The sequence below is a fragment of the Robertmurraya kyonggiensis genome, from assembly GCF_005116465.1.
Lineage (GTDB): Bacteria > Bacillota > Bacilli > Bacillales > Cytobacillaceae > Robertmurraya > Robertmurraya kyonggiensis.
In genome coordinates, this window is sequence record NZ_SWBM01000010.1 from 39,162 (window position 1) to 65,690 (window position 26,529).

General features: G+C 41.8%; 35 protein-coding genes. All 35 read left to right on the forward strand.

The annotated features are described in order from the left end of the window. A complete protein-coding gene (gene rplP / locus FA727_RS22285; RefSeq protein WP_136833678.1) occupies positions 1-435 on the forward strand; it encodes a 50S ribosomal protein L16 in 435 nt (144 codons plus the stop codon). Next, positions 425-628: a 50S ribosomal protein L29 gene (gene rpmC, locus FA727_RS22290; protein WP_003351417.1), complete on the forward strand. Its 204-nt coding sequence runs from the start codon at positions 425-427 to the stop codon at positions 626-628. The genes rplP and rpmC overlap by 11 nt, the downstream gene beginning before the upstream one ends. Positions 629-650: 22 nt before the next feature. Continuing rightward, positions 651-914 (forward strand): 30S ribosomal protein S17, encoded by a 264-nt coding sequence (rpsQ, locus tag FA727_RS22295; RefSeq protein ID WP_066321295.1) that lies wholly within the window; start codon positions 651-653, stop codon positions 912-914. Positions 915-954: 40 nt separating this feature from the next. Then, entirely contained in the window at positions 955-1,323 is a 369-nt protein-coding gene (gene rplN, locus FA727_RS22300) for a 50S ribosomal protein L14 (protein ID WP_126410598.1), read from the forward strand. 36 nt (positions 1,324-1,359) lie between these two features. Continuing rightward, on the forward strand, positions 1,360-1,671 hold the full coding sequence (rplX, locus tag FA727_RS22305) for a 50S ribosomal protein L24 (protein ID WP_126410599.1): 312 nt from the start codon (positions 1,360-1,362) through the stop codon (positions 1,669-1,671). A gap of 26 nt (positions 1,672-1,697) precedes the next feature. Beyond that, positions 1,698-2,237, forward strand: a complete 540-nt coding sequence (rplE, locus tag FA727_RS22310; protein WP_136833679.1) for a 50S ribosomal protein L5 — start codon at positions 1,698-1,700, stop codon at positions 2,235-2,237. Positions 2,238-2,265: 28 nt separating this feature from the next. Continuing rightward, complete coding sequence (locus FA727_RS22315; protein WP_126410601.1) at positions 2,266-2,451, forward strand: type Z 30S ribosomal protein S14; 186 nt, start codon at positions 2,266-2,268, stop codon at positions 2,449-2,451. A 30-nt stretch (positions 2,452-2,481) separates the two neighbouring features. Further along, positions 2,482-2,880 carry a 30S ribosomal protein S8 gene (gene rpsH, locus FA727_RS22320; protein WP_095313741.1) on the forward strand — a complete coding sequence of 133 codons (399 nt, stop codon included), beginning with the start codon at positions 2,482-2,484 and terminating at the stop codon, positions 2,878-2,880. A 31-nt stretch (positions 2,881-2,911) separates the two neighbouring features. Beyond that, positions 2,912-3,448, forward strand: a complete 537-nt coding sequence (rplF, locus tag FA727_RS22325; RefSeq protein WP_136833680.1) for a 50S ribosomal protein L6 — start codon at positions 2,912-2,914, stop codon at positions 3,446-3,448. A gap of 32 nt (positions 3,449-3,480) precedes the next feature. Next, positions 3,481-3,843, forward strand: coding sequence for a 50S ribosomal protein L18 (gene rplR / locus FA727_RS22330; protein ID WP_126410603.1), 363 nt, complete (start codon positions 3,481-3,483; stop codon positions 3,841-3,843). Between the two features lie 23 nt (positions 3,844-3,866). Beyond that, on the forward strand, positions 3,867-4,367 hold the full coding sequence (gene rpsE / locus FA727_RS22335) for a 30S ribosomal protein S5 (protein ID WP_126410604.1): 501 nt from the start codon (positions 3,867-3,869) through the stop codon (positions 4,365-4,367). Positions 4,368-4,380: 13 nt separating this feature from the next. Then, complete coding sequence (rpmD, locus tag FA727_RS22340) at positions 4,381-4,563, forward strand: 50S ribosomal protein L30 (RefSeq protein WP_126410605.1); 183 nt, start codon at positions 4,381-4,383, stop codon at positions 4,561-4,563. 32 nt (positions 4,564-4,595) lie between these two features. Next, positions 4,596-5,036 (forward strand): 50S ribosomal protein L15, encoded by a 441-nt coding sequence (gene rplO / locus FA727_RS22345; protein WP_126410606.1) that lies wholly within the window; start codon positions 4,596-4,598, stop codon positions 5,034-5,036. After that, the gene (gene secY / locus FA727_RS22350; protein WP_136833681.1) at positions 5,036-6,328 is read left to right on the forward strand and encodes a preprotein translocase subunit SecY; all 1,293 of its coding nucleotides are present in this window, start codon (positions 5,036-5,038) and stop codon (positions 6,326-6,328) included. Before rplO ends, secY begins: the two co-directional genes overlap by 1 nt. A 56-nt stretch (positions 6,329-6,384) precedes the next feature. Next, complete coding sequence (locus tag FA727_RS22355; protein WP_136833682.1) at positions 6,385-7,038, forward strand: adenylate kinase; 654 nt, start codon at positions 6,385-6,387, stop codon at positions 7,036-7,038. Then, the gene (map, locus tag FA727_RS22360) at positions 7,035-7,781 is read left to right on the forward strand and encodes a type I methionyl aminopeptidase (RefSeq protein ID WP_126410609.1); all 747 of its coding nucleotides are present in this window, start codon (positions 7,035-7,037) and stop codon (positions 7,779-7,781) included. The genes FA727_RS22355 and map overlap by 4 nt, the downstream gene beginning before the upstream one ends. 14 nt (positions 7,782-7,795) lie before the next feature. Beyond that, a complete protein-coding gene (locus FA727_RS22365) occupies positions 7,796-8,083 on the forward strand; it encodes a KOW domain-containing RNA-binding protein (protein ID WP_136833683.1) in 288 nt (95 codons plus the stop codon). 50 nt (positions 8,084-8,133) lie between these two features. After that, positions 8,134-8,352 carry a translation initiation factor IF-1 gene (infA, locus tag FA727_RS22370; protein ID WP_019157108.1) on the forward strand — a complete coding sequence of 73 codons (219 nt, stop codon included), beginning with the start codon at positions 8,134-8,136 and terminating at the stop codon, positions 8,350-8,352. A gap of 36 nt (positions 8,353-8,388) precedes the next feature. Continuing rightward, the gene (rpmJ, locus tag FA727_RS22375) at positions 8,389-8,502 is read left to right on the forward strand and encodes a 50S ribosomal protein L36 (protein WP_000868344.1); all 114 of its coding nucleotides are present in this window, start codon (positions 8,389-8,391) and stop codon (positions 8,500-8,502) included. A gap of 21 nt (positions 8,503-8,523) precedes the next feature. Continuing rightward, a complete protein-coding gene (gene rpsM / locus FA727_RS22380) occupies positions 8,524-8,889 on the forward strand; it encodes a 30S ribosomal protein S13 (protein WP_136833684.1) in 366 nt (121 codons plus the stop codon). Positions 8,890-8,911: 22 nt separating this feature from the next. After that, entirely contained in the window at positions 8,912-9,301 is a 390-nt protein-coding gene (rpsK, locus tag FA727_RS22385; protein ID WP_136833685.1) for a 30S ribosomal protein S11, read from the forward strand. A 206-nt stretch (positions 9,302-9,507) separates the two neighbouring features. After that, entirely contained in the window at positions 9,508-10,452 is a 945-nt protein-coding gene (locus tag FA727_RS22390) for a DNA-directed RNA polymerase subunit alpha (RefSeq protein ID WP_136833686.1), read from the forward strand. Between the two features lie 63 nt (positions 10,453-10,515). Further along, entirely contained in the window at positions 10,516-10,878 is a 363-nt protein-coding gene (gene rplQ / locus FA727_RS22395; RefSeq protein WP_126410613.1) for a 50S ribosomal protein L17, read from the forward strand. Positions 10,879-11,614: 736 nt separating this feature from the next. Then, positions 11,615-12,454 (forward strand): energy-coupling factor ABC transporter ATP-binding protein, encoded by an 840-nt coding sequence (locus tag FA727_RS22400; protein WP_136833687.1) that lies wholly within the window; start codon positions 11,615-11,617, stop codon positions 12,452-12,454. Then, entirely contained in the window at positions 12,430-13,299 is an 870-nt protein-coding gene (locus tag FA727_RS22405; RefSeq protein ID WP_136833688.1) for an energy-coupling factor ABC transporter ATP-binding protein, read from the forward strand. The genes FA727_RS22400 and FA727_RS22405 overlap by 25 nt, the downstream gene beginning before the upstream one ends. Further along, positions 13,296-14,093 (forward strand): energy-coupling factor transporter transmembrane component T family protein, encoded by a 798-nt coding sequence (locus FA727_RS22410; RefSeq protein ID WP_136833689.1) that lies wholly within the window; start codon positions 13,296-13,298, stop codon positions 14,091-14,093. Before FA727_RS22405 ends, FA727_RS22410 begins: the two co-directional genes overlap by 4 nt. 10 nt (positions 14,094-14,103) lie before the next feature. Further along, positions 14,104-14,853: a tRNA pseudouridine(38-40) synthase TruA gene (truA, locus tag FA727_RS22415; RefSeq protein WP_136833690.1), complete on the forward strand. Its 750-nt coding sequence runs from the start codon at positions 14,104-14,106 to the stop codon at positions 14,851-14,853. Positions 14,854-15,017: 164 nt separating this feature from the next. Beyond that, positions 15,018-15,455 carry a 50S ribosomal protein L13 gene (gene rplM, locus FA727_RS22420; RefSeq protein ID WP_126410618.1) on the forward strand — a complete coding sequence of 146 codons (438 nt, stop codon included), beginning with the start codon at positions 15,018-15,020 and terminating at the stop codon, positions 15,453-15,455. Between the two features lie 18 nt (positions 15,456-15,473). Then, positions 15,474-15,866: a 30S ribosomal protein S9 gene (rpsI, locus tag FA727_RS22425; protein WP_136833691.1), complete on the forward strand. Its 393-nt coding sequence runs from the start codon at positions 15,474-15,476 to the stop codon at positions 15,864-15,866. A 499-nt stretch (positions 15,867-16,365) separates the two neighbouring features. Then, entirely contained in the window at positions 16,366-16,614 is a 249-nt protein-coding gene (locus FA727_RS22430; protein ID WP_306461680.1) for a heterocycloanthracin/sonorensin family bacteriocin, read from the forward strand. A 165-nt stretch (positions 16,615-16,779) separates the two neighbouring features. Further along, a complete protein-coding gene (locus FA727_RS22435; RefSeq protein WP_136833693.1) occupies positions 16,780-18,723 on the forward strand; it encodes a putative thiazole-containing bacteriocin maturation protein in 1,944 nt (647 codons plus the stop codon). After that, positions 18,720-20,666, forward strand: a complete 1,947-nt coding sequence (locus tag FA727_RS22440) for a TOMM precursor leader peptide-binding protein (protein WP_136833694.1) — start codon at positions 18,720-18,722, stop codon at positions 20,664-20,666. The genes FA727_RS22435 and FA727_RS22440 overlap by 4 nt, the downstream gene beginning before the upstream one ends. 21 nt (positions 20,667-20,687) lie before the next feature. After that, on the forward strand, positions 20,688-22,265 hold the full coding sequence (locus tag FA727_RS22445; protein WP_136833695.1) for a SagB family peptide dehydrogenase: 1,578 nt from the start codon (positions 20,688-20,690) through the stop codon (positions 22,263-22,265). Positions 22,266-22,730: 465 nt separating this feature from the next. After that, entirely contained in the window at positions 22,731-24,416 is a 1,686-nt protein-coding gene (locus FA727_RS22450; RefSeq protein ID WP_136833696.1) for a serine hydrolase domain-containing protein, read from the forward strand. An 18-nt stretch (positions 24,417-24,434) separates the two neighbouring features. After that, positions 24,435-26,495 carry a beta-N-acetylhexosaminidase gene (gene nagZ / locus FA727_RS22455; RefSeq protein ID WP_136833697.1) on the forward strand — a complete coding sequence of 687 codons (2,061 nt, stop codon included), beginning with the start codon at positions 24,435-24,437 and terminating at the stop codon, positions 26,493-26,495. Positions 26,496-26,529 lie beyond the last annotated feature (34 nt).

Here is a 26,529-nt window from a genome sequence, read left to right on the forward strand (position 1 = left end):
ATGTTAGTGCCTAAACGCGTTAAATATCGTCGTCAACACCGTGGAAAAATGCGCGGTCAAGCGAAAGGCGGTACAGAAGTAACTTTCGGTGAATTCGGTTTACAAGCAACTGAAGCATCTTGGATTACAAACCGTCAAATTGAAGCTGCACGTATTGCGATGACTCGTTATATGAAACGTGGCGGTAAAGTTTGGATTAAAATTTTCCCGCATAAGCCTTACACAGCTAAGCCTCTAGAAGTCCGCATGGGTTCCGGTAAAGGTGCTCCAGAAGGATGGGTTGCAGTTGTTAAACCTGGGAAAGTAATGTTTGAAATCGCAGGTGTTTCTGAAGAAATCGCACGTGAAGCATTACGTCTTGCATCACACAAGCTTCCAGTTAAATGTAAGTTTGTAAAACGTGAAGAAATTGGTGGTGAATCAAATGAAAGCTAATGAAATTCGTGACCTTACCACTGCTGAAATTGAACAAAAAGTTAAATCACTAAAAGAGGAGCTTTTCAACCTTCGCTTTCAATTGGCGACTGGACAACTTGAAAATACAGCTCGCATCCGTGAAGTACGCAAAGCGATTGCTCGCATGAAGACTGTTATTCGTGAAAGAGAGATCGGCGTTAATAATCGATAATCTTTGAGAGGAGGTTCGCACAATGAGTGAACGCAACCAACGCAAAGTTTACACTGGACGTGTTGTTTCAGACAAGATGGATAAGACGGTTACTGTTCTTGTAGAAACATACAAAAAGCATCCGTTATACGGTAAACGCGTTAAGTACTCTAAAAAGTACAAAGCTCATGATGAGCAGAACCAAGCAAAAGTTGGCGATATCGTCCGCATCATGGAAACTCGCCCACTATCCGCAACAAAACGCTTCCGTTTAGTTGAAGTAGTAGAAAAAGCTGTAATTATTTAATGATCGGAATTAGTTTTCATCCCGAAGGGAGGTAACACACATGATTCAACAAGAAACTCGTTTAAAAGTTGCTGATAACTCAGGTGCTCGTGAAGTACTAACAATTAAAGTTCTTGGAGGCTCAGGCCGTAAGACTGCTAATATTGGTGATGTTATCGTTTGTACAGTAAAACAAGCAACACCAGGAGGCGTTGTTAAAAAAGGCGACGTTGTAAAGGCTGTTATTGTTCGTACAAAGAGCGGAGCACGTCGTGCTGATGGTTCATACATTCGTTTCGATGAAAACGCATGTGTAATTATCCGTGACGATAAGAGCCCACGTGGAACTCGTATTTTCGGACCAGTTGCTCGTGAACTTCGTGACAACAACTTTATGAAAATTGTATCTTTAGCTCCAGAAGTATTATAATTTCAAATCAAATTGCCTTTAAGGAGGTGCGAACAGATGCATGTAAAAAAAGGTGATAAAGTAATGGTCATCTCTGGTAAGGATAAGGGCAAAACAGGAGTAGTTTTAGCTGCGTTCCCTAAACAAAGCCGTGTCTTAGTTGAAGGAATTAACATCGTTAAAAAGCACTCTAAGCCAAATCAATTGAATCCACAAGGTGGAATCATCAGCCAAGAGGCACCTATTCATGTATCAAACGTAATGCCAATCGATCCTAAGTCTGGTGAGCCAACTCGCGTAGGCTATAAAGTGGAAGATGGCAAGAAAGTACGTGTTGCAAAAAAATCCGGTGAAGTTCTAGATAAATAGTTCAAAAAAGAAGGGAGGTACTATGAATGAACCGCCTAAAAGAAAAGTATCAAAAAGAAATTACTCCTGCTTTAATGAGCAAGTTTAACTATAAATCAGTTATGCAGGTACCTAAAATTGAAAAAATCGTTATCAACATGGGTGTTGGTGATGCCGTACAAAACTCAAAAGCTTTAGATAACGCTGTTGAAGAGCTTGCTACAATTACTGGTCAAAAGCCAGTTGTAACTCGCGCTAAAAAGTCAATCGCTGGTTTCCGTCTTCGTGAAGGTATGCCAATCGGTGCTAAAGTTACCCTTCGCGGTGAGCGTATGTACGAATTCTTCGATAAATTAGTTTCTGTATCTTTACCACGTGTACGTGACTTCCGTGGGATTTCTAAAAAATCTTTCGATGGTCGTGGTAACTACACTCTTGGTGTAAAAGAGCAGTTAATCTTCCCTGAAATTGATTATGATAAGGTAAGTAAGGTTCGTGGTATGGATATCGTTATCGTAACTACAGCTAATACTGATGAAGAAGCACGTGAACTTTTAACTCAATTTGGAATGCCATTCCAAAAGTAGTAATCGCTAAAATAAGGGAGGCGAAAACGTGGCTAAAAAGTCAATGATTGCGAAGCAAAAACGCGCGCAAAAATATAAGGTACAAGAATATACACGCTGCGAACGTTGTGGCCGTCCACATTCTGTATACCGTAAATTTAAGCTCTGCCGTATTTGTTTCCGTGAATTAGCATACAAAGGACAAATTCCTGGTGTGAAAAAAGCTAGCTGGTAAACCCCATTTCTGGGAAGGAGGTAAAAAACAATGGTCATGACAGATCCAATTGCAGATTTGCTAACTCGCATCCGTAATGCGAATATGGTTCGTCACGAAAAATTAGAGGTTCCTGCTTCTAATATCAAGAAAGAGATCGCTGAAATTTTAAAGCGTGAAGGTTTCATTCGTGATGTTGAATATATCGAGGATAACAAGCAAGGCATCATTCGTATTTTCTTGAAATATGGTGCAAACAACGAACGTGTTATCACAGGTCTAAAACGTATCAGCAAACCTGGTCTTCGTGTTTATGCAAAAACTAACGAAGTACCACGCGTACTTAACGGACTTGGTATCGCATTAGTATCTACTTCTCAAGGCGTTCTTACAGACAAAGAAGCTCGCGCTAAACAAGTTGGCGGAGAAGTATTAGCATACGTTTGGTAATAGAGTTTCTTAAAGAATGGAGGTGCAATAAATGTCTCGTGTAGGTAAAAAACCAATTGAAATTCCAGCTGGTGTGACCGTTACTCTTAACGGAAGCGTGGCTACTGTAAAAGGACCTAAAGGGGAATTGACTCGTGCATTCAACCCTGATATGGAAATCGTCGTTTCAGAGAACGTAATTAGCGTAGTTCGTCCTTCAGAATCTAAAGAACACCGTACTATTCACGGTACAACTCGTGCGCTTCTAGCAAACATGGTTGAAGGTGTATCTAAAGGTTTTGAAAGAAACTTAGAGCTTATCGGTGTCGGTTACCGTGCTCAAAAGCAAGGCAAAAAGCTTGTTTTAAACGTTGGTTACTCTCATCCTGTTGAGATCGATCCTGAAGAAGGCCTTGAAATCGAAGTTCCTTCTAATACAAAGGTAATTGTAAAAGGTATCAGCAAAGAGCGCGTAGGTGCTTTAGCTGCTAACATTCGTGATGTACGTCCTCCAGAGCCTTACAAAGGTAAAGGGATCCGTTACGAAGGCGAATTTGTTCGTCGTAAAGAAGGTAAAACAGGTAAGTAATGCCGCGTAGGTAAACGAAAGGAGTGACCTAAATGATTACGAAGGCTGATAAAAATGCAACCCGTAAGAAAAGACACGCACGTGTGCGTTCTAAACTTGCAGGTACTGCAGCTCGTCCTCGTTTAAATGTGTTCCGCTCTAGCAAGCACATTTATGCGCAACTCATTGACGACGTGAATGGAGTAACTCTAGTGAGTGCTTCAACTTTAGATAAAGAAGTTAGTCTTGAATCTACTGGAAACGTTGATGCAGCAGTTAAGGTCGGAGAATTAGTTGCAAAGCGCGCAGTAGAAAAAGGTGTTAAAGCAGTTGTTTTTGACCGTGGAGGATACTTATACCATGGCCGTGTAAAAGCACTAGCTGATGCAGCTCGTGAAAATGGATTAGAATTTTAAGAGACAAAGGAGGGACACAAAAGATGCGTCGTATTGACCCAAACAAACTTGAACTTGAAGAACGCGTAGTTACCGTTAATCGTGTAGCTAAAGTTGTAAAAGGTGGACGTCGTTTCCGTTTTACTGCTCTTGTAGTAGTAGGAGACAAGAACGGTCATGTTGGTTTTGGTACTGGTAAAGCACAAGAAGTACCAGATGCAATTCGTAAAGCGATTGAAGATGCTAAGAAAAACTTAATCGAAGTACCGATGGTAGGAACAACTCTTCCTCACCAAGTTATCGGACACTTTGGTGCTGGTGAAATTCTTCTTAAGCCAGCTTCTGAAGGTACAGGAGTTATCGCTGGAGGCCCAGTTCGTGCGGTTCTTGAATTAGCTGGTGTTGGTGATATCCTTTCTAAGTCTTTAGGAACAAATACACCAATCAACATGGTTCGTGCAACGATGGACGGATTATCACAATTAAAACGTGCTGAAGACGTAGCAAAATTACGTGGTAAGTCAGTAGAAGAACTGTTAGGATAAGGGGGGAAAGCAAATGGCTAACAAATTAGAAATTACCCTCACTCGCAGTGTAATTGGTCGCCCACAGGATCAAAAGGATACTGTTAAAGCATTAGGCTTACGCAAAATGCATCAAACAGTTGAGAAAAATGATAACCCTGCAATCCGTGGAATGATCAACAAAGTTGCTCACTTAGTAACGGTTAAAGAAATATAATTCAATTCTTCTTCAAATAAGGAGGTGCCAACATGAAACTTCATGAATTAAAACCTGCAGAAGGATCTCGTCATGAGCGTAAGCGCAAAGGACGCGGTATTGGTTCTGGTAACGGTAAAACTGCTGGTAAAGGTCATAAAGGTCAAAATGCTCGTTCAGGCGGTGGCGTACGTCCAGGCTTCGAGGGTGGTCAAACACCTTTATTCAGACGTTTACCGAAGCGCGGCTTTACAAACATCAACCGTAAAGAATTCGCTATCGTTAACCTTGATACGCTGAATCGCTTTGAAGACGGAACAGAAGTAACTCCAGAACTTCTTGTTGAAACAGGTGTCGTAAGCAAAGAATTAGCAGGAATCAAGATTCTTGCTAAAGGGAAGTTAGAGAAAAAGCTTACAGTGAAAGCTCATAAATTCTCCTCTGCTGCGAAGGAAGCTATTGAAGCTGCCGGCGGTAACATCGAGGTGATTTAATGTTTCAGACAATCTCCAATTTTATGCGCGTGGGTGATATAAGACGAAAAATCATATTCACCCTTTTAATGTTGATTGTATTCCGTATTGGTACATTTATTCCTGTTCCAGGAGTAGATGCTGATGTATTAAAAGCACAAGACGAACTAAGTGTGTTTGGGGTTCTAAATACATTTGGTGGAGGCGCACTCTTAAACTTTTCCATTTTAGCAATGGGCATCATGCCGTATATCACGGCATCGATTATCATCCAATTGTTACAAATGGATGTTGTTCCGAAGTTCACGGAATGGTCTAAGCAAGGAGAAGTTGGTCGTCGTAAACTAGCGCAGTTTACTCGCTATTTTACAATCGTACTTGGTTTTATTCAGGCATTAGGTATGTCTTATGGATTCAATAACCTTGCTGGCGGTATGTTAATTCATAACCCAGGAATCGCATCTTATTTGCTAATTGCCACTGTATTAACAGCTGGTACAGCATTTTTGATGTGGTTAGGGGAGCAGATTACAACTAAAGGTGTAGGGAACGGAATCTCCATTATTATCTTTGCTGGTATCGTTGCAGGAATTCCTTCAACATTAAACCAAATTTATGCTCAACAATTTGAAGATGCTGGAGACCAGCTATTCATCCGTATTATCACAATGTTACTACTTCTAGTAGCTGTGATTGCAATTGTTGTGGGTGTTATTTTCGTTAACCAAGCGTTACGTAAAATCCCAATTCAATATGCAAAGCGTATGGTAGCAGGGCGTATGCCTTCTGGTCAGACATCCCATTTACCGTTAAAAGTAAATGCTGCTGGTGTTATTCCTGTTATCTTTGCGATTTCCTTTATTGTAACACCAACAACCATTGTTCAATTCTTTGATCAAAATGATGTTACATTATGGATTCAAAAAGTGTTTGATTACACACAACCAATCGGTATGGTTATATATAGTGCATTAATTATTGCATTCGCATATTTCTATGCCTTCATTCAAGTGAACCCTGAACAGGTTGCTGAAAACCTGAAAAAACAGGGTGGTTATGTTCCAGGTATTCGTCCAGGGAAGAATACACAGGAATATTTAACTCGTGTCTTATATCGTTTAACATTAGTTGGTTCGATTTTCTTAGCAGCAATTGCCATTTTACCGGTGTTCTTCGTGAAATTTGCCGGTTTACCACAATCTGCACAAATCGGCGGTACAAGTTTGCTCATCGTAATTGGTGTAGCACTTGAGACGATGAAGCAGCTTGAATCTCAGCTTGTTAAACGTCACTATAAAGGTTTCATTAAATAAATCGGTTGTGGGGACGTTTGGTTCCCATACCGTTTTAGCCTTAAGGAGGAATTCACGTGAATTTAGTACTAATGGGTCTTCCAGGTGCCGGTAAGGGTACACAAGCCGAGAAAATCGTCGAAAATTACGGCATTCCTCATATTTCTACAGGTGACATGTTTCGCGCAGCTATGAAGGAGGGCACGGAACTTGGATTGAAAGCAAAATCCTTCATGGACCAAGGTTCACTTGTTCCAGATGAAGTGACAATCGGAATCGTTCGAGAGCGTCTCAGCAAAGATGATTGTCAAAATGGATTTTTACTTGATGGATTTCCAAGAACTGTTCCTCAAGCAGAAGCTCTTGAAAGCATTCTTACCGAATTAGGTAAAAAAATTGATTATGTCTTAAATATCGATGTGGATCAAGATATCTTAATGGACCGTTTGACTGGTCGTCGCATTTGTAAGGATTGTGGCGCAACCTATCATTTAGTCTTCAATCCTCCTGCACAAGAAGGTGTATGTAATCGTTGTGGCGGTGAATTATACCAACGCGCAGATGATAATGAAGAAACAGTTAAGAATCGTTTACAGGTAAACATCGAACAGGCACAACCATTACTTGGTTTCTACGAAACAAAAGGGTACTTGAGAAATATCGATGGTCAGCAGGATATTAACAAGGTGTTTGTTGATATAGAGAGTCTTCTCGGGGGCTTAAATGCATGATTATATGTAAAACCCCGCGGGAGATTGAAATCATGCGTGAAGCTGGTCGGATTGTAGCACTTACCCACCAGGAATTAAAGAAACATGTAGCTCCAGGGATTACAACGAAAGAATTAGACGCGATTGCTGAAAAATTTATTCGTTCCCATGATGCATATCCTTCTTTTAAAGGGTATAATGGATTTTCTGGCAGCATTTGTGCTTCAGTGAACGAAGAACTCGTTCATGGAATTCCAGGGAATCGAGTGTTGCAAGAAGGGGATATAATAAGCATCGATATTGGTGCGGAATATAAAGGCTATCATGGTGATTCAGCATGGACTTACCCTGTTGGTAATATTGACGACGAATCTGCACGTCTATTAGATGTCACAGAACAGTCTTTGTATATTGGTCTTAAGGAAGCTAGTCCAGGTGAGCGTTTATCGAACATCTCCCACGCGATTCAGAACTTTGTAGAATCGAATGGTTTTTCGATTGTGCGCGAGTATGCTGGGCACGGAATCGGGCAAGACTTACATGAGGATCCTGAAATTCCTCATTATGGTCCTCCGAACAAAGGTCCGCGTTTGAAGCCGGGAATGGTACTTTGTATTGAACCGATGGTGAATGCAGGAAGTCGTTATGTTAAAACTTTAGCAGATGATTGGACTGTTGTTACAACCGATGGAAAAAAGTGTGCTCATTTTGAGCATACGATCGCTATCACTGAAACAGGCTATGAAATTCTGACAATAGTCTAGAATTAGGTGATTTTATGGTTGGTTACGATTCACGTCCAGAATTAGGGCAAATAGTCTTAATTTCTCACGGACGAGACGCAGGTCAGTATGCTATAATAGTAGGGTTGTTAGACAATCGGTTTGTTTTTCTGGCTGACGGTGATAAAAAGAAATTTGATCAACCGAAGAAGAAGAATATACTACATCTTAAGCTTATTGATTTTGTATCTCCAGAAGTTCAAAGAAGTTTATTAGAAACCGGTCGCGTAACTAACGGAAAACTCCGATATGCATTAAATAAGTTTGAATCGAGTAAAAGGTAGGATTTTTTCACTTAGTGAAAAATCTTTATTAAGAAGGGAGTTCGAGTTCGATGGCGAAAGATGATGTAATTGAAATTGAAGGTACAGTACTTGAGACTTTGCCAAATGCAATGTTTAAGGTAGAATTAGAAAATGGTCATACTGTGTTGGCTCATGTTTCTGGTAAAATTCGTATGCACTTCATCCGTATTTTACCTGGGGACAAAGTAACTGTTGAGCTATCTCCATATGACTTAACACGCGGAAGAATTACTTATCGCTTTAAATAGTCTATTGCACTCCGTACTATCAAGGAGGTTAGGATAATGAAAGTTAGACCATCTGTTAAGCCGATCTGCGAAAAGTGTAAAGTTATCCGCAGACGCGGTAAAGTTATGGTTATATGTGAAAACCCTAAGCATAAACAAAAACAAGGTTAATATTAAGGAGGTGCGCATATAATGGCACGTATTGCTGGTGTAGACGTCCCACGTGAAAAACGTGTAGTGATTTCTCTAACATACATCTATGGTATTGGTAAAAGTACAGCACAAAAGGTTTTAGCTGATGCTGGTGTTTCTGAAAACACTCGTGTTCGCGATTTAACTGAGGATGAATTAAACAAAATCCGTGAAATCATCGACAAGCTAAAGGTTGAAGGTGACCTTCGTCGTGAAGTATCTTTAAACATCAAGCGCTTAATGGAGATCGGAAGTTTCCGTGGTCTTCGTCATCGTCGTGGTTTACCTGTTCGTGGTCAAAACACTAAGAACAACGCTCGTACTCGTAAAGGCCCACGTAAAACTGTAGCTAACAAGAAGAAATAATCGGTAAAGGAGGTTACTTTAAATGGCTCGTAAAACAAATACACGTAAACGTCGTGTTAAAAAGAATATTGAACAAGGTGTTGCACACATTCGTTCTACATTCAATAACACAATCGTAACAATTACTGACGTTCATGGAAATGCAATTTCATGGTCAAGTGCTGGTGCATTAGGATTCAAAGGTTCTCGTAAATCTACTCCTTTCGCAGCGCAAATGGCAGCAGAAACTGCAGCTAAATCATCTATGGAACATGGAATGAAAACTCTTGAGGTAACTGTAAAAGGTCCTGGTGCAGGTCGTGAAGCAGCTATTCGTGCTCTTCAAGCTGCAGGTCTTGAAGTTACAGCTATCAGAGACGTAACTCCAGTACCTCATAATGGTTGCCGTCCGCCTAAACGTCGTCGTGTGTAATTTTTCTGTATAGAATTTAAATCCCTGTCTATAATGGGAAAAGGTAAGATATTTTCACTGCTGTGAAAAATCTACGATACTAAATTTTTTCTGAATAAATACAGAATCATTAATCCAGTTGTTGTGCACAATCGGGAACGTATACAGGGGGAATTTCAGTTAAGGTTTTAACTGAGATTTCGACGTTTTGAAGGAGGGTATATTTGATGATCGAAATAGAAAAACCAAAAATCGAAACGGTTGAGATCAGCGATGATGCAAAGTATGGGAAGTTCGTCGTAGAACCACTTGAGCGTGGATATGGTACTACTTTGGGTAACTCCTTACGTCGTATCCTATTATCGTCACTCCCAGGTGCCGCTGTCACATCGATTCAAGCTGACGGGGTACTTCATGAGTTTCAAACAATTGAAGGCGTCGTTGAAGATGTTACATCTATCATTCTTAATATTAAGAAGCTTGCCCTTAAGATTTACTCTGATGAAGAGAAGACTCTTGAGATTGATGTGCAAGGTGAAGGTGTTGTAACAGCCGCCGATATTACTCATGATAGTGATGTTGAGATTCTGAATCCAGATCTTCACATTGCGACCCTTGGTAAGAATGGTAATTTGCGTATGCGATTAACGGCAAGACGTGGTCGAGGTTATACGCCTGCTGATCAAAACAAGAGAGAAGATCAACCGATCGGTGTTATTCCAATCGATTCTATCTATACTCCTGTTTCACGTGTTGCTTTCCAAGTTGAAAACACACGTGTTGGTCAAATGACAAACTATGACAAATTAACCCTCGATGTATGGACTGACGGAAGTACAGGTCCACAGGATGCGATTGCTCTAGGTGCAAAGATTTTCACTGAGCATTTAAACATCTTCGTTGGTTTAACTGATGAAGCACAAAATGCTGAAATCATGGTCGAAAAAGAAGAAGATCAAAAAGAAAAAGTTCTTGAGATGACAATTGAGGAACTAGATTTATCTGTTCGTTCATATAACTGCTTAAAGCGTGCTGGTATCAACACTGTTCAGGAATTAGCTAATAAGACTGAAGAAGATATGATGAAGGTACGTAATTTAGGACGTAAATCTCTTGAAGAAGTAAAACATAAATTAGAGGAGCTTGGACTAGGCTTACGCAAAGACGACTGAAAAGTTGGCATCGTGTAGGACAAACCCAAGAACTGATGACTTCAACAAAGGAGGGAAACTTTCATGGGATACAGAAAGTTAGGACGCACTAGCGCTCAGCGTAAAGCAATGTTACGTGATTTAACAACAGACTTAATCATAAATGAGCGTATTGAAACAACTGAAGCTCGTGCGAAAGAACTTCGTTCAGTTGTAGAAAAAATGATTACGCTTGGTAAGCGTGGAGATCTTCATGCTCGTCGTCAAGCTGCTGCATACATCCGTAACGAGGTTGCAAATGCTGAAACAAACCAAGATGCTGTACAAAAATTATTCTCTGATATCGCTACTCGTTATCAAGAGCGTCAAGGCGGATACACTCGTATCATGAAACTTGGACCACGTCGTGGAGACGGAGCTCCAATGGTAATCATCGAGTTAGTATAATATCATTTTCTAACAACAAGGGCATGGGACAGTTTGAACAGAACGTGTTCATGTCCTTGTTTACTATCACCGCCTTTTTAAGGATTTAAGCCAACACTGAGTGTTATGATGAGCATGCATTGGATTATTATTATAACGCGCTGGACAGGTTTTTATGAGTTTATCGCGCGCATGTCTCGTCTAGCTCATGCACCTCTTTTATGACGATAAAAGAGGTGCAGGCTTTATTTCAAATTTTGAGCCAAATGGAAGACATTTGCTATAAAAGAATATTGCTATCATTTTCGTCTTAAATTTATAATGTCTTCGATAAAACAGGCTCGCCAAATGGCGAGTTTTCTTTTTTATATGGACTGTTTGGTTCATGCGGACAGTATTTGCTGGAATCATGAAATAGTTGTCTTCATGGAAGGTTTATACGGACACTATTTGCCTGGGTGCTTTGAATAGTGTCTTTATGAGCCTCTCATGCGGACACTATTTGTTGGATTCCTTTGAATAGTGTCTTTATGAGCTCTTCATGCAGACACTATTTGCCGAATTCGTGCAATAGTTGTCTTTATGAACTATCCACAAAGACGTTAAAGAGTTATTTTGTTGATGATTGTCTTCATGCGCACCAAAATCAACTTTTTAAATACGGCTAGTATCGATCACTATTAAAAAAATGGTATAGTAGATTTCGTTAAGAGAATAGAAAAGTTTAGTGAAGCAGAGCTGAGAGGAGGACGACATAATGAACAATTCAGTTGTGAAGATAGAGAATGTATCCTTCAAATATGAAGGGCAGGAACAATATGCCCTTAAGGATGTATCCTTTCAAATATATGATGGCGAATGGTTAGCGATTGTGGGGCATAATGGCTCAGGGAAATCAACTTTAGCCAAGCTATTAAACGGGCTCCAATTTCCTGAAGAAGGTCGTATCCAAATAGGTGGTATCGACCTAACAGAAGAGACGGTTTGGGATATCAGAAAATTGATTGGTATGGTATTTCAAAATCCGGACAATCAATTTGTTGGAACGACGGTACAGGATGATGTGGCTTTTGGTTTAGAAAATAACGGGATTCCCCGTGAAGATATGGTGGAGCGTGTTCAGAGCTCTTTGAAGAGTGTCAAAATGGAGCAATTTCTTGATCAAGAGCCGCACCATTTATCAGGTGGACAAAAGCAAAGAGTCGCGATTGCAGGTGTCATTGCACTGCGTCCGAAAATTATCGTACTTGATGAAGCAACATCCATGCTCGACCCACGTGGGCGAGAAGAGGTATTAGATACCATTAGAGAGCTAAAAAATGATCATCAAATGACGGTCATTTCCATTACTCATGATTTAGAGGAAGCTGCGAAAGCGGACCGAATCATCGTAATGAACGGTGGGGAGCTTTACCGTGAAGGTATCCCTGAAGAAATTTTTCAAATGGACGAAGAATTGGTGGGACTTGGGTTGGACATTCCATTCCCTGTAAAAATGAGCAAAATGTTAAAAGCGAAAGGCATTCCTTTAAATAAACATTATTTATCTGAGGAAGAGTTGGTGACACAATTATGGACATCTCACTCCAACAAGTAGAATATCGTTACCAAGCCAATTCACCATTTGAACGTCTTGCTATTCAAAATGTCTCGATTGATATACCATCTGGAACGTATTTGGCCATCATTGGCCATACGGGTTCAGGTAAATCAACCATTTTACAGCACCTTAATGCGATTTTGAGACCAACCGAGGGTAAGGTTGTCATCGGCGATCGCGAGGTCACCAATGCGAAGAAACAAAAGAATTTGAAAGAAATCCGCAAACGTGTTGGGATTGTTTTTCAATTTCCTGAGCACCAACTGTTTGAAGAAACAGTGGAAAAAGATATATGCTTTGGCCCAATGAATTTTGGGGTATCAGAAGCAGACGCTAAGGTTCGTGCAAGAAGAGCGATTAAACAAGTAGGTCTTTCTGAAGATATCCTGCAGAAATCCCCATTTGACCTGTCTGGTGGGCAAATGAGACGTGTAGCGATTGCGGGAGTGCTTGCAATGGAGCCTGATGTTATCGTCTTAGATGAGCCTACAGCAGGGCTTGACCCTCGCGGTCGAAAAGAAATTATGGATATGTTTTATCAGCTCCATAAGGAAAGAAATCTATCGACTGTTCTTGTTACCCATAGTATGGAGGATGCATCTCAGTACGCGGACCAAATCGTGATTATGCATCAAGGGCAGGTTTATAAAAAAGGTACACCTCGCGAGATTTTTTATTCACCAGAGGGTCTAATCGAGCTTGGCCTGGATGTGCCTGAAGTTGTTCGATTCCAACAAAAAATCGAAGAAACCTTCGGGACAAAACTCGCAAAAACATGTATCACATTGGACGAGCTGACAGATGAAATCGAGCAGCTTTTTAAAAGGGGTGAGCCAAAATGATGGAAAAAATGATTTTTGGCCGCTATATACCAGCAGTATCTCCAATGCATCGAATGGATCCAAGGTCAAAAATAATCCTTGTGTTCCTCTTTGTTTGTGTAGTTTTTATTGCGAATAACGCGATCACCTACGGGTTATTAGCGATCTATACGTTTTTAATGGTACTCTCCTCCAAGGTGCCGATTCGCTTCATATTGGGCGGTCTCAGGATTGTTCTATGGCTCGTGTTGTTTACCCTCGTGCTCCATCTCTTTTTCACAAAAGAAGGAGAAGTGCTATTTCACTGGGGAGCCATTTCGATTTATGAAGGTGGTCTAAAGCAGGGGATATTTATTTCCGTGCGATTCTTCCTACTGATCTTAATGACGTCCTTGTTAACCCTAACGACGACACCCATTGAGATTACCGATGGAATTGAAGTGTTGTTAAATCCTTTGAAAAAAATAAAGTTTCCGGTCCATGAATTAGCGTTAATGATGTCGATTTCCTTACGCTTTATTCCGACACTCATGGAGGAAACGGATAAAATTATGAAGGCACAGACTGCAAGAGGTGTAGAATTTTCTGGCGGACCCATTAAGGACCGCGTGAAGGCAATTATTCCTTTATTAATTCCATTATTCATTGGCTCATTTAAACGAGCAGAAGAACTAGCTACTGCGATGGAGGCAAGGGGCTATCGCGGCGGAGAAGGCAGAACGAAGTATCGTCAATTGCGCTGGAGCCTTGTAGACACAGTCATGCTTCTTATCCTAGCTGTCGTAACGGCGGCTTTAGTATTATTCCGTTCTTAGGAGAGAGTATATGCAACGATATAAGTGTAAGGTCGCATATGATGGTTCCCAGTTCTCTGGTTATCAGATTCAGCCAAATCAGCGCACCGTACAGGGAGAGCTTGAAAAGGCTCTAGAGAAGCTTCATAAGGGTCAAGAGACAAAAGTATTCGCATCTGGCCGTACAGATGCAGGGGTGCATGCAAGGGGGCAGATGCTTCATTTTGATTCGCCCTTCTCGATTCCTGAAGAAAAATGGCCAGTCGCGTTAAATACACTTTTACCAGATGAAGTTTCAGTTCTTGAAGTTGAAAAAGCGGAGTCGGATTTTCATGCAAGATTTGATGTATCAGGTAAGGAATACCGCTATTTTGTCTACACTGGTAAAGTACGAAATCCATTTCGAAGACATTATGCGTATCATTATCCTTATACCCTTGAACTTGAAACAATCAGAGCGGCATCCCAATATTTACTAGGCACTCATGATTTTACGAGCTTCTGCTCAGCCAAAACAGAGGTGGAGGATCGAGTAAGGGAGCTTCGTGAAATTGAGGTTCTTGAAGAGGGAGACATGCTCGTTCTCAGATTTGTTGGAAATGGATTTTTGTATAATATGGTAAGAATTTTAGTGGGAACCTTGCTACAGGTAGGAGCGGGTGAAATTGCAGCAGATGAGATCCCGACCATTCTTGCTAAAAAAGACCGCATTTACGCAGGGAAAACTGCACCACCACAAGGGTTGTACTTGTGGAAAGTAGATTATGAAAATAATTCATGACAACCTATCCTGGTGTCAAATATGTTCTTGACAGAATGACGTCAGTGTTTTATCATAATATGGTATGTATTTTAATCCCACGATAAGCCCCGGAACTTATTGTGATGAAGAATATACGAATTAGAATTTGAATTTTGAAATGGACAATTTTAGGAGGGAAACTCATGCGTACAACGTTTATGGCTAACGCTAACAATATCGAACGTAAATGGTACGTAGTTGATGCTGAAGGCAAAACTTTAGGTCGTCTGACTTCTGAAGTAGCATCTATTCTACGTGGTAAACATAAACCAACTTTCACACCACATGTTGACACTGGTGATCATGTAATCATTATCAATGCTTCAAAAATCCACTTAACTGGTAAGAAGCTAACTGACAAGATCTACTACCGTCACTCTTTACACCCAGGTGGTTTAAAAACAAGAACAGCGCTTGAAATGCGTACAAACTACCCTGAAAGAATGTTAGAGCTTGCTATCAAAGGCATGCTTCCAAAGAATTCTTTAGGTCGTCAAATGTTTAAGAAATTACACGTTTATGCTGGAGCAGAGCATCAGCATCAAGCACAAAAACCTGAAGTTTACGAACTTCGTGGATAATTAAGGGAGGATTTATACATGGCACAGGTTCAATATATCGGTACTGGTCGTCGTAAGAGCTCCGTTGCACGAGTTCGTTTAGTTCCAGGCAGCGGCAAAATTACGATCAACGATCGTGACGTAACAGATTACATTCCATTCGAAGCACTACGCGAAGTAGTGAAGCAACCATTAAACGCTACTGAAACTCTTGGTAGCTATGATGTTCTTGTTAACGTTAAAGGTGGAGGTTACACTGGTCAAGCTGGCGCTATCCGCCACGGTATCGCTCGTGCGCTACTTCAAGTTGACCCAGAATACCGTCCAACACTTAAGCGTGCAGGATTATTAACTCGTGACGCTCGTATGAAAGAACGTAAGAAATACGGTCTTAAAGGCGCTCGTCGTGCACCTCAGTTCTCAAAACGTTAATTTTACGTTTACGAAGGCTCTCAACCGATTCGGTTGGGGGTCTTTTTTATGTTTAAAACGTACTTTTAACCACTGCTGACCGCCAGTTATAGCACGATATACTTTTGGAATTTTGAAGCGGTTTGCACTTTAAGGATAGTGGTTACGTGTATCTTTTGAATATAAGTGTGCCCTAACCGCTCTTTTACCATTTTGATGCTTGCACCTGCTTCAAATGATCATTTGTGAGTGAATTTTAATCCTGATGAATGAGAACCACCTTTTCATTTGATAAACAGAATCTGCAGGTTCCGTTAAATTAGGCTCTTGTATTAGTAACGATACCCATCTATTCTACATAATTTGTTGATGAGTATTCGAAATATTTAATCAATGTGGCAATCTGGAGTACAGTTCTTTTTCGGTTTACATTGGCTGTTTTCCGTTTCAAGTTGCTGGCATAGCTTTTTAATTTGTTTGAGGAGGAAAAGAAATGAATGATTACCAAAATGAACTCCAAATGTTGAATGTCGGTGATTTCCAAGCGACTCAGGCAATCCCTTGGGATCAAAATCAGTACTATACCGATCAGGATCGACTGTTCATTGGTACAGGATTTGGTTTTGGTCGCTGCTTTAGTTGCTTTAACTGTTTTAACTGCTTTAGTTGCTTCCGTTGCTCTAACTGTTTTAGTTGTTCTCGTTGCTCAAATTGCTCCAGATGCGGTGGCGGTGGCCGTTGTGGTGGTGGCGGTCGCTGCGGAGGTTGAGGCAACTAAGTTAGTTAATAGTTTAGTTTTCAATTTGCGAAGGTCCACTGCAATGTTGCAGGGGACCTTCGCTATGAGATAAGACATAACGGACAAATTGCTATACATACGATGGTAGTGGAAGTTAATGCTCATTTATGGTCACAAGGGGTAAGGAGGAGAGAGATGGCAAATTTGAACCCTTCTACGCGTCTAAAAGTGAAAAGGGACACGTTTTATCTCCCTGAAGCAAACAGAGGTGTGTATTTTCGAAACAACTTAAGTTCATTCCGTATCGAAGGCAGTGGGATCGAACTGTGGGTTGAAAAGTTGTTACCGATGTTCAATGGGGAGAATACCTTAGGGCATTTGACTAATGGATTGCCAGTCCCACACCGAGATCGAGTATATGAAATTGCAGAAGTGCTGTATGCGAATGGGTATGTTCGAGATTTAAACCAGGACCTTCCGCATCAATTGTCGGATTATCAGCTTAAAAAGTATGCATCCCAAATTGAATTTGTGGATAATTTAGTTGGTTCTGGGGCGGCGCGTTTTCAAAGCTTTCGTCAGGCTAAAGTATTGGCAGTTGGCTCGGGTCCTATTCTAAATTCATTGGTTAATTCATTGGTTGATTCCGGTTTGTCTAAGGTCCAAGTGCTAATCACAGACGAGGTTCCAACCAATAGGCAGAGGTTAAAAGAACTCGTAGATCATGCACGGAAAAAAGACCCAGAAGTTGACCTACAGGAGGTTCCGCAAAAGAATGAAGGTTGGAGAGAAATAGTGAAGCATTTTGATTCGATTTTGTATCTGAGTCAGAAGGGAGAACTAGAGGAACTTAGGGAACTTCATAAAGTTTGCAGGGAAGAGAAGAAAATGTTTCTCCCTGCCATTTGCCTTCAGCAGGTAGGCATTGCAGGTCCATTAGTACATCCAGATTCCGAGGTGTGTTGGGAGACAGCATGGCGCCGTTTGCACCAATCTGTCTTATATAAAAACGAGCTATCCCCTGCCTTCTCTGCCACTCCGGGATCGATGTTAGCCAATGTGATCGTATTTGAACTCTTTAAAGAGTTTACAGGAGTTTTGGAATTGGAACAGAAGAATCGGATTTATCTTTTGGATTTGGTTACATTAGAGGGCAACTGGCATTCGGTATTGCCCCATCCACTAGTGACAAACAGTATATCTGCTGAATGGGTTGAAGATGTAGATAACCGTCTCCAAGTTGGCTTAGAGAAGGTGGAGTCAGGTGAATTACTTGTTTATTTCAACCAGTTGACATCAGAGGAATCAGGAATTTTTCATATTTGGGAGGAGGAAAATTTAAAACAGCTTCCGTTATCTCAGTGCCGCGTTCAGACAGTTGACCCTTTGTCACAGGGACCAGCTGAGCTGTTGCCAGACATTGTCTGTTCAGGTTTGACTCATGAGGAAGCGCGAAGAGAAGCAGGCTTGGCTGGGATTGAAACGTATGTTTCGCGAATGGCCAGTTTGATTGTTAATACTCTGCCACCAAATAAAAAACTGAACGGGAGTAGAGTGGTACCGGATGAAATTGTCGGGGTTGGAGCCGGTGAATCGTTTGTGGAAGGTGTTGGTCGCGGGCTGCAAAAGTGTTTGGCAGAGGAGCTTAGCAAGCAACAGATTAATCAAAAGTATTCTGTTTCTCGAGTACAGTTGAGTTATATAGAAGATGAGAGATGCCGGTTCTATTTAAACGCACTGACTACGATGCAAGGAGCACCCATTATCGGAACAGGAAAGGAAGTATTCGGTTTTCCTGTAGTATGGGTAGGTACGAAAGATGGATGGTATGGCAGTGCAGATTTAAATATAACAATGGCGTTACGGAAGGCATTACAGCAGGCACTTATGAAAGTGCAAAACAAATCGGATTCTACCTGTGAGGTAACATCCATACTTTTGGAAGAGAAGATCCCGGTTAGTCTTAACATTCCTGCGTGTGAAGAGAGGATACAGGCGGACATCCTACAAGGAGCCATGGAAATATTGAATCGGAACGGAAAACGGGTCTTAGTATTTGAATCAGAGATTGAACCTGTTTTTAAAGAGCAACTAGACGGAGTGTTTGGTGTTTTGCTGCGAGAGGAGGATTCACATTGAGTTCCTTCGTGTTGATTGTCGGAGAGGGGGTGCTGGCAGACCTTGTAAGTAAAGAACTGTCTGCACACCATCTAGTTATTCGTAAGTCCAATTTTGAGGAAGGAGTTCCAAGAAATATTGATTTGGCCCTTTTTTTGGATGATGGTTGGGAACCCTCTTTTCATCAAAAGGCGGAAGAAGTGTTAGGAAAGACTGGTACTCCCTGGCTCAGAGGCTTCGTTTCATTTGGAGAAGGCGTGGTTGGTCCACTTGTACGACCGGGTGTAGCAGGTTGCTCTCAATGTGTGGACATGAGAAGGTTTATGGGAGGACGCGACCGCACAGAGATGCGGGAGGTGCAACAGAAGCTGGCTGTGGCCGGAGGAATGGGGCGTGACCCATGGGCTTCAAATTCAGGAATTTTGCAAATGTCTTACCTGATTGGGGTTGAGGTACTGAAATTATTACAAGGTGAACAGGCTTATTCGGAAGGTAAGGTATATCTTATAGACTTGAAAACACTGAAGAGCTCATGGCATTCTTTTCTGCCAAACCCGTTGTGTCCGGTCTGTGGTCGATTAACAGAGGATTCACAGACATTAGCCCGAATTTCACTGCAGCCAAGTCCGAAAACTAGTTCCAACAGTTTCCGCTGCCGTCCGTTGGATGAGATGAAAAAAGTCCTTATCAAAGACTATCTGGATAATCGCACTGGCCTTTTGAATAGTAAAATGTATGACCTAGTGACTCCATTTGCTGATGCGAGTGTCAATCTGCCTATGATAGCCGGGGACGAGGGGACGGCTGGCCGGACGCATTCATACGCAGAAAGTATGTTGACAGCCATTTTAGAGGGATTGGAGCGGCACTGCGGTTTAGAGCCACGTGGCAAACGGACAGCAATCCATGATAGTTTTCGTAACCTGGAAAATCAAGCTCTTAACCCATTGAAGGTAGGCGTACACGCAAACGAACAATATGCGCAGCCTGGTTTTCCATTTAAATCGTTTGATCCTGACCGTTCTATTAATTGGGTATGGGGTTATTCGTTGTTAGAAGAGCGTCCAATTCTGGTTCCAGAGCTCCTTGCCTACTATAGTGTTGGATGTGGGTCACAGGGTTTTATCTATGAAACTTCCAATGGATGTGCGCTAGGGGGAAGTTTAGAGGAGGCCATTTTCTATGGAATTATGGAGGTGGTCGAGCGTGATTCATTCCTGATGACTTGGTACGCGAAGCTGAACCTTCCGCGACTGGATCCTTTTACAGCTGACGACGAAGAGTTGGAATTAATGATCGAACGGATGCGAGCGGTTGCTGGGTATGAATTGTATTTGTATAACTCCACGATGGAACATGGGATTCCAAGTATTTGGGCACTGGCTAAAAACAGAAAGGAAAAGGGATTGAATCTCATCTGTGCGGCCGGAGCACATCTGGATCCGATACGGGCGGTGAAAAGCGCGGTTCACGAGCTTGCTGGCATGATGCTGAACCTTGATGAAAAATTTGAGGCGAACCAGGAGGAGTATGAAAGAATGCTATATGATTCTTCCCTGGTGCGGCAGATGGATGACCATGGCATGCTGTACGGATTGCCACAAGCAGAAGAGCGCCTAAGCTTTTTGCTTGACGACAATGGCCCAATGCGAACTTTTAAAGAAGAGTTTAAGTGGAAGTCGAATCATATGGATCTTACCGATGATTTGCAAGATATCCTTAAGGTGTTCCGTCAGCGGAACCTTGATGTAATCATAGTAGACCAGACGGCACCGGAAACGATACGAAACGGATTGTATTGCGTAAAAGTACTGATTCCGGGGATGCTGCCGATGACATTCGGGCATCACCTGACCCGACTGACAGGGCTTGAGAGGGTATTCCGGGTCCCTATGGAGCTTGGGTATACGAATAAACCATTGACACCAGAACAACTCAATCCACATCCGCATCCGTTTCCTTAAGAAGTGATTAGGAGGTAGAGGATGAGTTTGGAAGACTTTCTGTACAATCTGCATTTTGATATTGATAAGGCAAATCAGCCGAACTGGGAAACCGATTGGGAGGATGCACCACTTCCATATAAATTCTACCGTGGATTACCAGTTGTTCCATTGTCCACGGAAGTACCATTGACGCTTACTGGAGGAGAACCTCCCGCAAGACTGGACCTTAAGAGAGTCGGTCATTTTCTCTGGTATGTATTCGGTTTAACTCAATTGAGCCAATCCCTCTTTCCGATGGATTCCACAGAGCAAGATATCTACCCTTTGCATTCATATCGGCGGTTTGCTCCTTCTGGTGGAGCGTTGTACCCTAACGAATTGTATTTGTATTTGAAGATAGAGGGACTCGCTGAGGGAGTCTATCATTATGATGTAGCACACCATAGCCTGGTATTGCTGCGGGAGGGGAACTTTGATTCCTATTTAGCCAGTGCTCTGGGGAATCGTTGTGAAATCTCCTCGTGTTTTGGTATTGTCTTTGTGTCGACAATGTTCTGGAAAAATTTCTTTAAATACAATAACTTTTCGTATCGACTCCAAGGGTTGGATGCTGGTGTTCTGATTGGACAGTTAATGGAGGTAGCGAAACGGTTTGGCTTCGCCTCAGGTGTGTACTTTCAATTTCTTGACACCGCAATTAATCATCTGCTTGGACTATCTGAACAGGAGGAGAGCGTATATAGCGTAATCCCACTATCAGTAGAAGCCACCAACTGGTCTACTAACGGAAGGAACCTATACAAAAATGTACTATCGAAGGAATTGAGACAGGAGTTGCCAGCGATTCAACCAGAACATTTCGTGCGGTCACATAATGTCAAAAAATATCCGATGATAACTGCGATGAACGAAGCTTCTAAGCAGGATTCCACATGGTCATTTCGTGTGAGCGAGGGGAGGAAAATTGCGGGACGTGGGGAGCCTAGGGTGGCATTGCCTCATATAAAATCCATATCGTATGATCTGGCCGAGGCTTGTGGAAACCGATTTTCTCCCGACATGGATTTCGTTTTGGGAATGGTGAGTCAACAACAACTGGCCACCCTTCTCCTAGAAGCAACGGCTTCTTTTTCATACAGAAATGATTTGGATGAAGCATATAGGAATAGTGGCCCTCGTGTAACAATCTACAGCTGTTTATATAATGTCGAAGGTATTTCAAATGGGGCTTACTATTATGACGGCACAGAGCACACGTTAATAGAAATATGCCCAGGAGACCATCGACTCCATTTGCAGACGGGAATGTCTCTGGATAATTTGAATTTGCTTCAGGTTCCACTATGCCTGCAAGTGGCTGGTGACAAGGAATTCTATAAAAAAGAACTAGGATACAGGGGCTACCGAATCCAACAGATGGAAGCAGGCATGCTCGTGCAACGATTGCTTTTGGCTGCATCAGCTCTCGGTATGGGAGGGCACCCGCTTCTTGGATTTGACGCGAATTTGAGTGATGAACTCTATAAAATGGATCAACAAGGAAAGACCAGCCTAATCCAAATCCCGATTGGTCCCTACCGCCCTCGTCCTTGGCTGAGGGGAAGTTTGCACAGCTAAAGGGTTAATACTAAGGAAGAGCTAGTAATCTAATGATGAACTAATATAATGAGTAATTATCTTTCCGGTTTCTTCATAAATATATCAAAGCGCGTAATAAATACGGTCTTAAAGGCGCTCGTCGTGCACCTCAGTTCTCAAAACGTTAATTTTACGTTTTCAAAGGCTCTCAAAGCTATGCTTTGGGAGTCTTTTTTATTTGTCCTCAAACTCCTAGTATATTTTCATCTATCGAAAATCAGTACAATTCTGAAATAAAATTTCATTAATTTATCGGAAATTTTAAAAAATAATTCCAATGACGTAATCCTAATGTCCTGCAAAAATGCATGATATGGGACCTATGTGGCATAGACTACTATACATCATTACCTATATGCTTTTACTATAAATTGTAAGCGTTACTAACAGTACATATACAAGAGACCCCGCCTACAATTCATTCAATTGTATAAAGGAGGACATATGAAAAGAAAAACGTTTATGATTACAGCCGTTTGTACGATGCTACTAGGCACTTCAACAGCTTTTGCCACCAATGACCTTCCTAAGATTCCTACTATTGAAAAAGAGGACAAACCCGCATTCCCATCTCAGAAACCACACCCTGTTTTTACCTGGAATTCAACTGTCATTCCTGTTTCGAGCAAACTTCATCCAAGCTCTGCACGGGGAGCAGGAATGGTAGAAGCCCCACTTCAGCAAATCGATCAAGTTATGAACCAAGCCATTTCTCAAAAATTAATGCCAGGCGCTGTCACATTGGTAGCGAGAGCTGGGAAAATTGTAAAACATGATGCGTATGGCTATGCAGCTCAATACAACGATGGTAATTTTTCCGAAATGGAAAAGCCAATTCCGATGAAAAAGGACACCATTTTTGACTTGGCCTCTGTCAGCAAAATATTTACTGCGACGGCCGTGATGATTCTTTTTGAAAAAGGATTATTCGACCTTGATGATCCGGTGGCAAAACATATTCCAGAGTTTGCGGCAAATGGCAAGGAACATGTGACCATTCGCCAGTTGTTAACCCACACATCCGGATTTGTCTCCTGGGTTCCTTTATATTCACAAGGGAATACAAGAGAAGACAGGCTGAAATTAGTATTAAACCAGCCGTTGAAAAATCCACCGGGTACAGCTTATGAATACAGTGATTTGAACATGATTACGTTAGGAATGTTAATTGAGCACTGGTCTGGGCAACGCCAGGATGAGTTTGTCCGGGAGAATATCACTGAACCTTTAGATATGGAGGATACGATGTACAATCCGCCAGCATCTTTGAAAAAACGCATAGCTGCAACTGAGTACCAGGCCGTACCGAATCGTGGTCTTGTTTGGGGAGAAGTTCATGATGAAAATGCTTGGTCGTTGGATGGAGTTGCCGGACATGCTGGTGTGTTCTCGACCGCAAAAGACCTTGCAAAGCTTGCCCATATTTTCATTAATGAAGGAAAGTATGGTGGGAAAAGAATTCTGAAGCCGGAAACAGTCGAGCTCCTGCTAGAGAATCAAAACGCAGCATTTGCCGGAAATGACCATGGTCTTGGTTGGGAGCTAGGTCAAGGCTGGTATATGGATGCTTTGACAGAAGGTACATACTCTTTTGGCCATACGGGATATACAGGAACTTCGATTGTAGTGAGCCCGAATAATAAAACAGTAGCCATCTTGCTGACAAATCGTGTTCATCCATCAAGAAATATGGGGTCGATGAATCAAACGCGTCGTCTATTTGCTAGACAAGTAGCAGATGCCATTCCTGTTTCGATCCCAGGGAAGGAAGCTGCTTGGTTTGCTGGGTATGGGGACAACCTGAACCGAGCGATGGAAACAGACCTCCACTTATCGAAGGATACCAAACTCACCTTCTCTACATGGCATATGATTGAGAATGTTTGGGATTTTGGCTCTGTTGAGATTTTTCGAGAAGGCAGCTGGGAGCAACTTGCTTCATTTACTGGTATAAGCAATGGTTGGGAAAAGAAAGAATTAGAAATACCTAGTGATGCAACAAAGTTGCGATTTGTCTATCGAACAGATGGCTCAACTAATTTACGAGGCTGGTATGTTCAAAATCCAAAACTAGATTCAGGAGATCTGATTTCTTTTACAAACAACGAATGGGAACTAAGAGACTATTAAAAAGGTAGGAGGAGAAGCATGCGAAAATTTATCATTTCGTTTCTAGCAATTACACTCTTTTTGACTGGAATTCCGATCTCAGGAGCAACGGCAGCTTCGGGTATCACTGATTTAGTGATTGATCTTAATGTTCCGCAGGTTACGAGAGATGTTAAGGATAACAAACTAGATTTGAATGGACTTCATGTTTATGAGGATGGCCACTTTATGCTTGCATCTGAAAACTTAAAATGGAAGTCTTCTAATAAAAATGTTGCCTTTGTGTCTCAAGATGGAGAAGTAACTTTAACCGGTCACAATGGGAAAACATTTATCTCTGTCACGGATGGCAGCAATAACGACAGAATTTCAATTCAATATAAGGGAAATCAGGACAAAATTCTTGTTAAGAAAGAGAAAGGTGCACGTTACGACCTGATCGAGAATGCAATCGAGCACATGTCAATGGAAGAAAAGGTCGGACAAATGCTCATGCCTGACTTTAGAAATTGGAATGGCCAAAATGTAACGGTCATGAATGACGAAATTGCCCAGCTTGTAAAGAATTATCATCTTGGTGGTGTCATTTTATTCCGTGAAAATACGGTAACCGCAGATCAAACAACTAGACTAGTGAGTGCTTATCAGGAAGCGGCAGAAAAGTACGGCCTGATCATTTCCATTGACCAAGAAGGTGGAATTGTTACACGTCTTCAAACAGGTACAGATTTTCCTGGGAACATGGCGCTTGGAGCGACACGCTCTGAAGAGCTAGCCGAAAAAGTTGGGAAGGCGATTGGCGAAGAGCTGAACGCCCTTGGGATTAATATGAATTTTGGACCTGTGCTGGATGTAAACAATAATCCAGATAATCCGGTAATCGGGGTACGCTCTTTTAGTGAGGACCCTGAGTTAGTATCGAACCTAGGAAATGCGTATATTAAGGGGCTCCATGAAACGGGTACTGCGGCAACGGCAAAGCATTTTCCAGGCCATGGAGATACGGCTACTGATTCACATGTAGGACTTCCATCGGTCCCTCACGATCTTGAACGGTTGAAAGAAGTAGAATTATATCCTTTCCAACAGGCAATGAATGAGGGAATTGATGCGATTATGACAGCACACGTGACATTCCCCAAAATTGATGATACAAAAGCAATTTCTAAAAAAGATGGAACAGAAGTTGCGGTACCAGGTACTCTTTCTCAAAAAATATTAACTGGTCTTGTGCGTGAAGAAATGGGCTTTAACGGAGTTATCGTCACGGATGCGATGAATATGGGGGCCATTGCAGAACATTTTGGACCTGTTGATGCGGCAATTCGTGCTGTCAAAGCAGGTGCAGACATTCTTTTAATGCCGGTTGGGATTGAAGCGGTAGCGAACGGACTTTATGATGCTGTGAACTCAGGCGATATTTCAGAAGATCGTTTAGAGCAATCCGTTGAGAGAGTTCTAACTCTGAAGTTAAATAGGGGTATCGTTAAAGCTGAAGTTGAGAAGAGCCTCGATGAAAAGGTAGCGAATGCACTTAGAGTAGTAGGTTCAGCTGAACATAAAGCAGTTGAAAAAGAAGCAGCAGAAAAATCCATTACGCTTGTGAAAAATGATTCTGTTCTACCGCTCAATGTTTCATCGGAAGATAAAATTGTTGTCGTTGGTGGATCTGGGTACTCCATAAACCTTCTTGCAGCAGAGGTTCAAAAGCACCACCCTGGCGCCGTTTACATCAATGCCTCAGACAAACTGACAGCTGCACAATTAGCACAAGTACAAGGTGCAAAATATATCATTGCCGGCACATACACGTCTAGCGTGAGTGGCAGATCACAAAATGCTAGTCAAATGGTGATGACGAGACAACTTATAGAGACTGGTATACCTGTCATAGCTGTTGGCGCAAGAAATCCATATGACGTTATGTCCTTCCTAGATGTAGACGCCTACCTTGTTCAATATGGTTTCAAACCAGCAAGTTTTGCAGCAACAGCAAACACCATTTTTGGTCAAAACAATCCAACTGGAAAACTTCCAGTCACCATTTACAACCATGATGGCAGTGTATTATATGGATTTGATCACGGGTTAGGATACTAAGGAATAGATAACGGGGTATCTAGTCTTCTAGGAG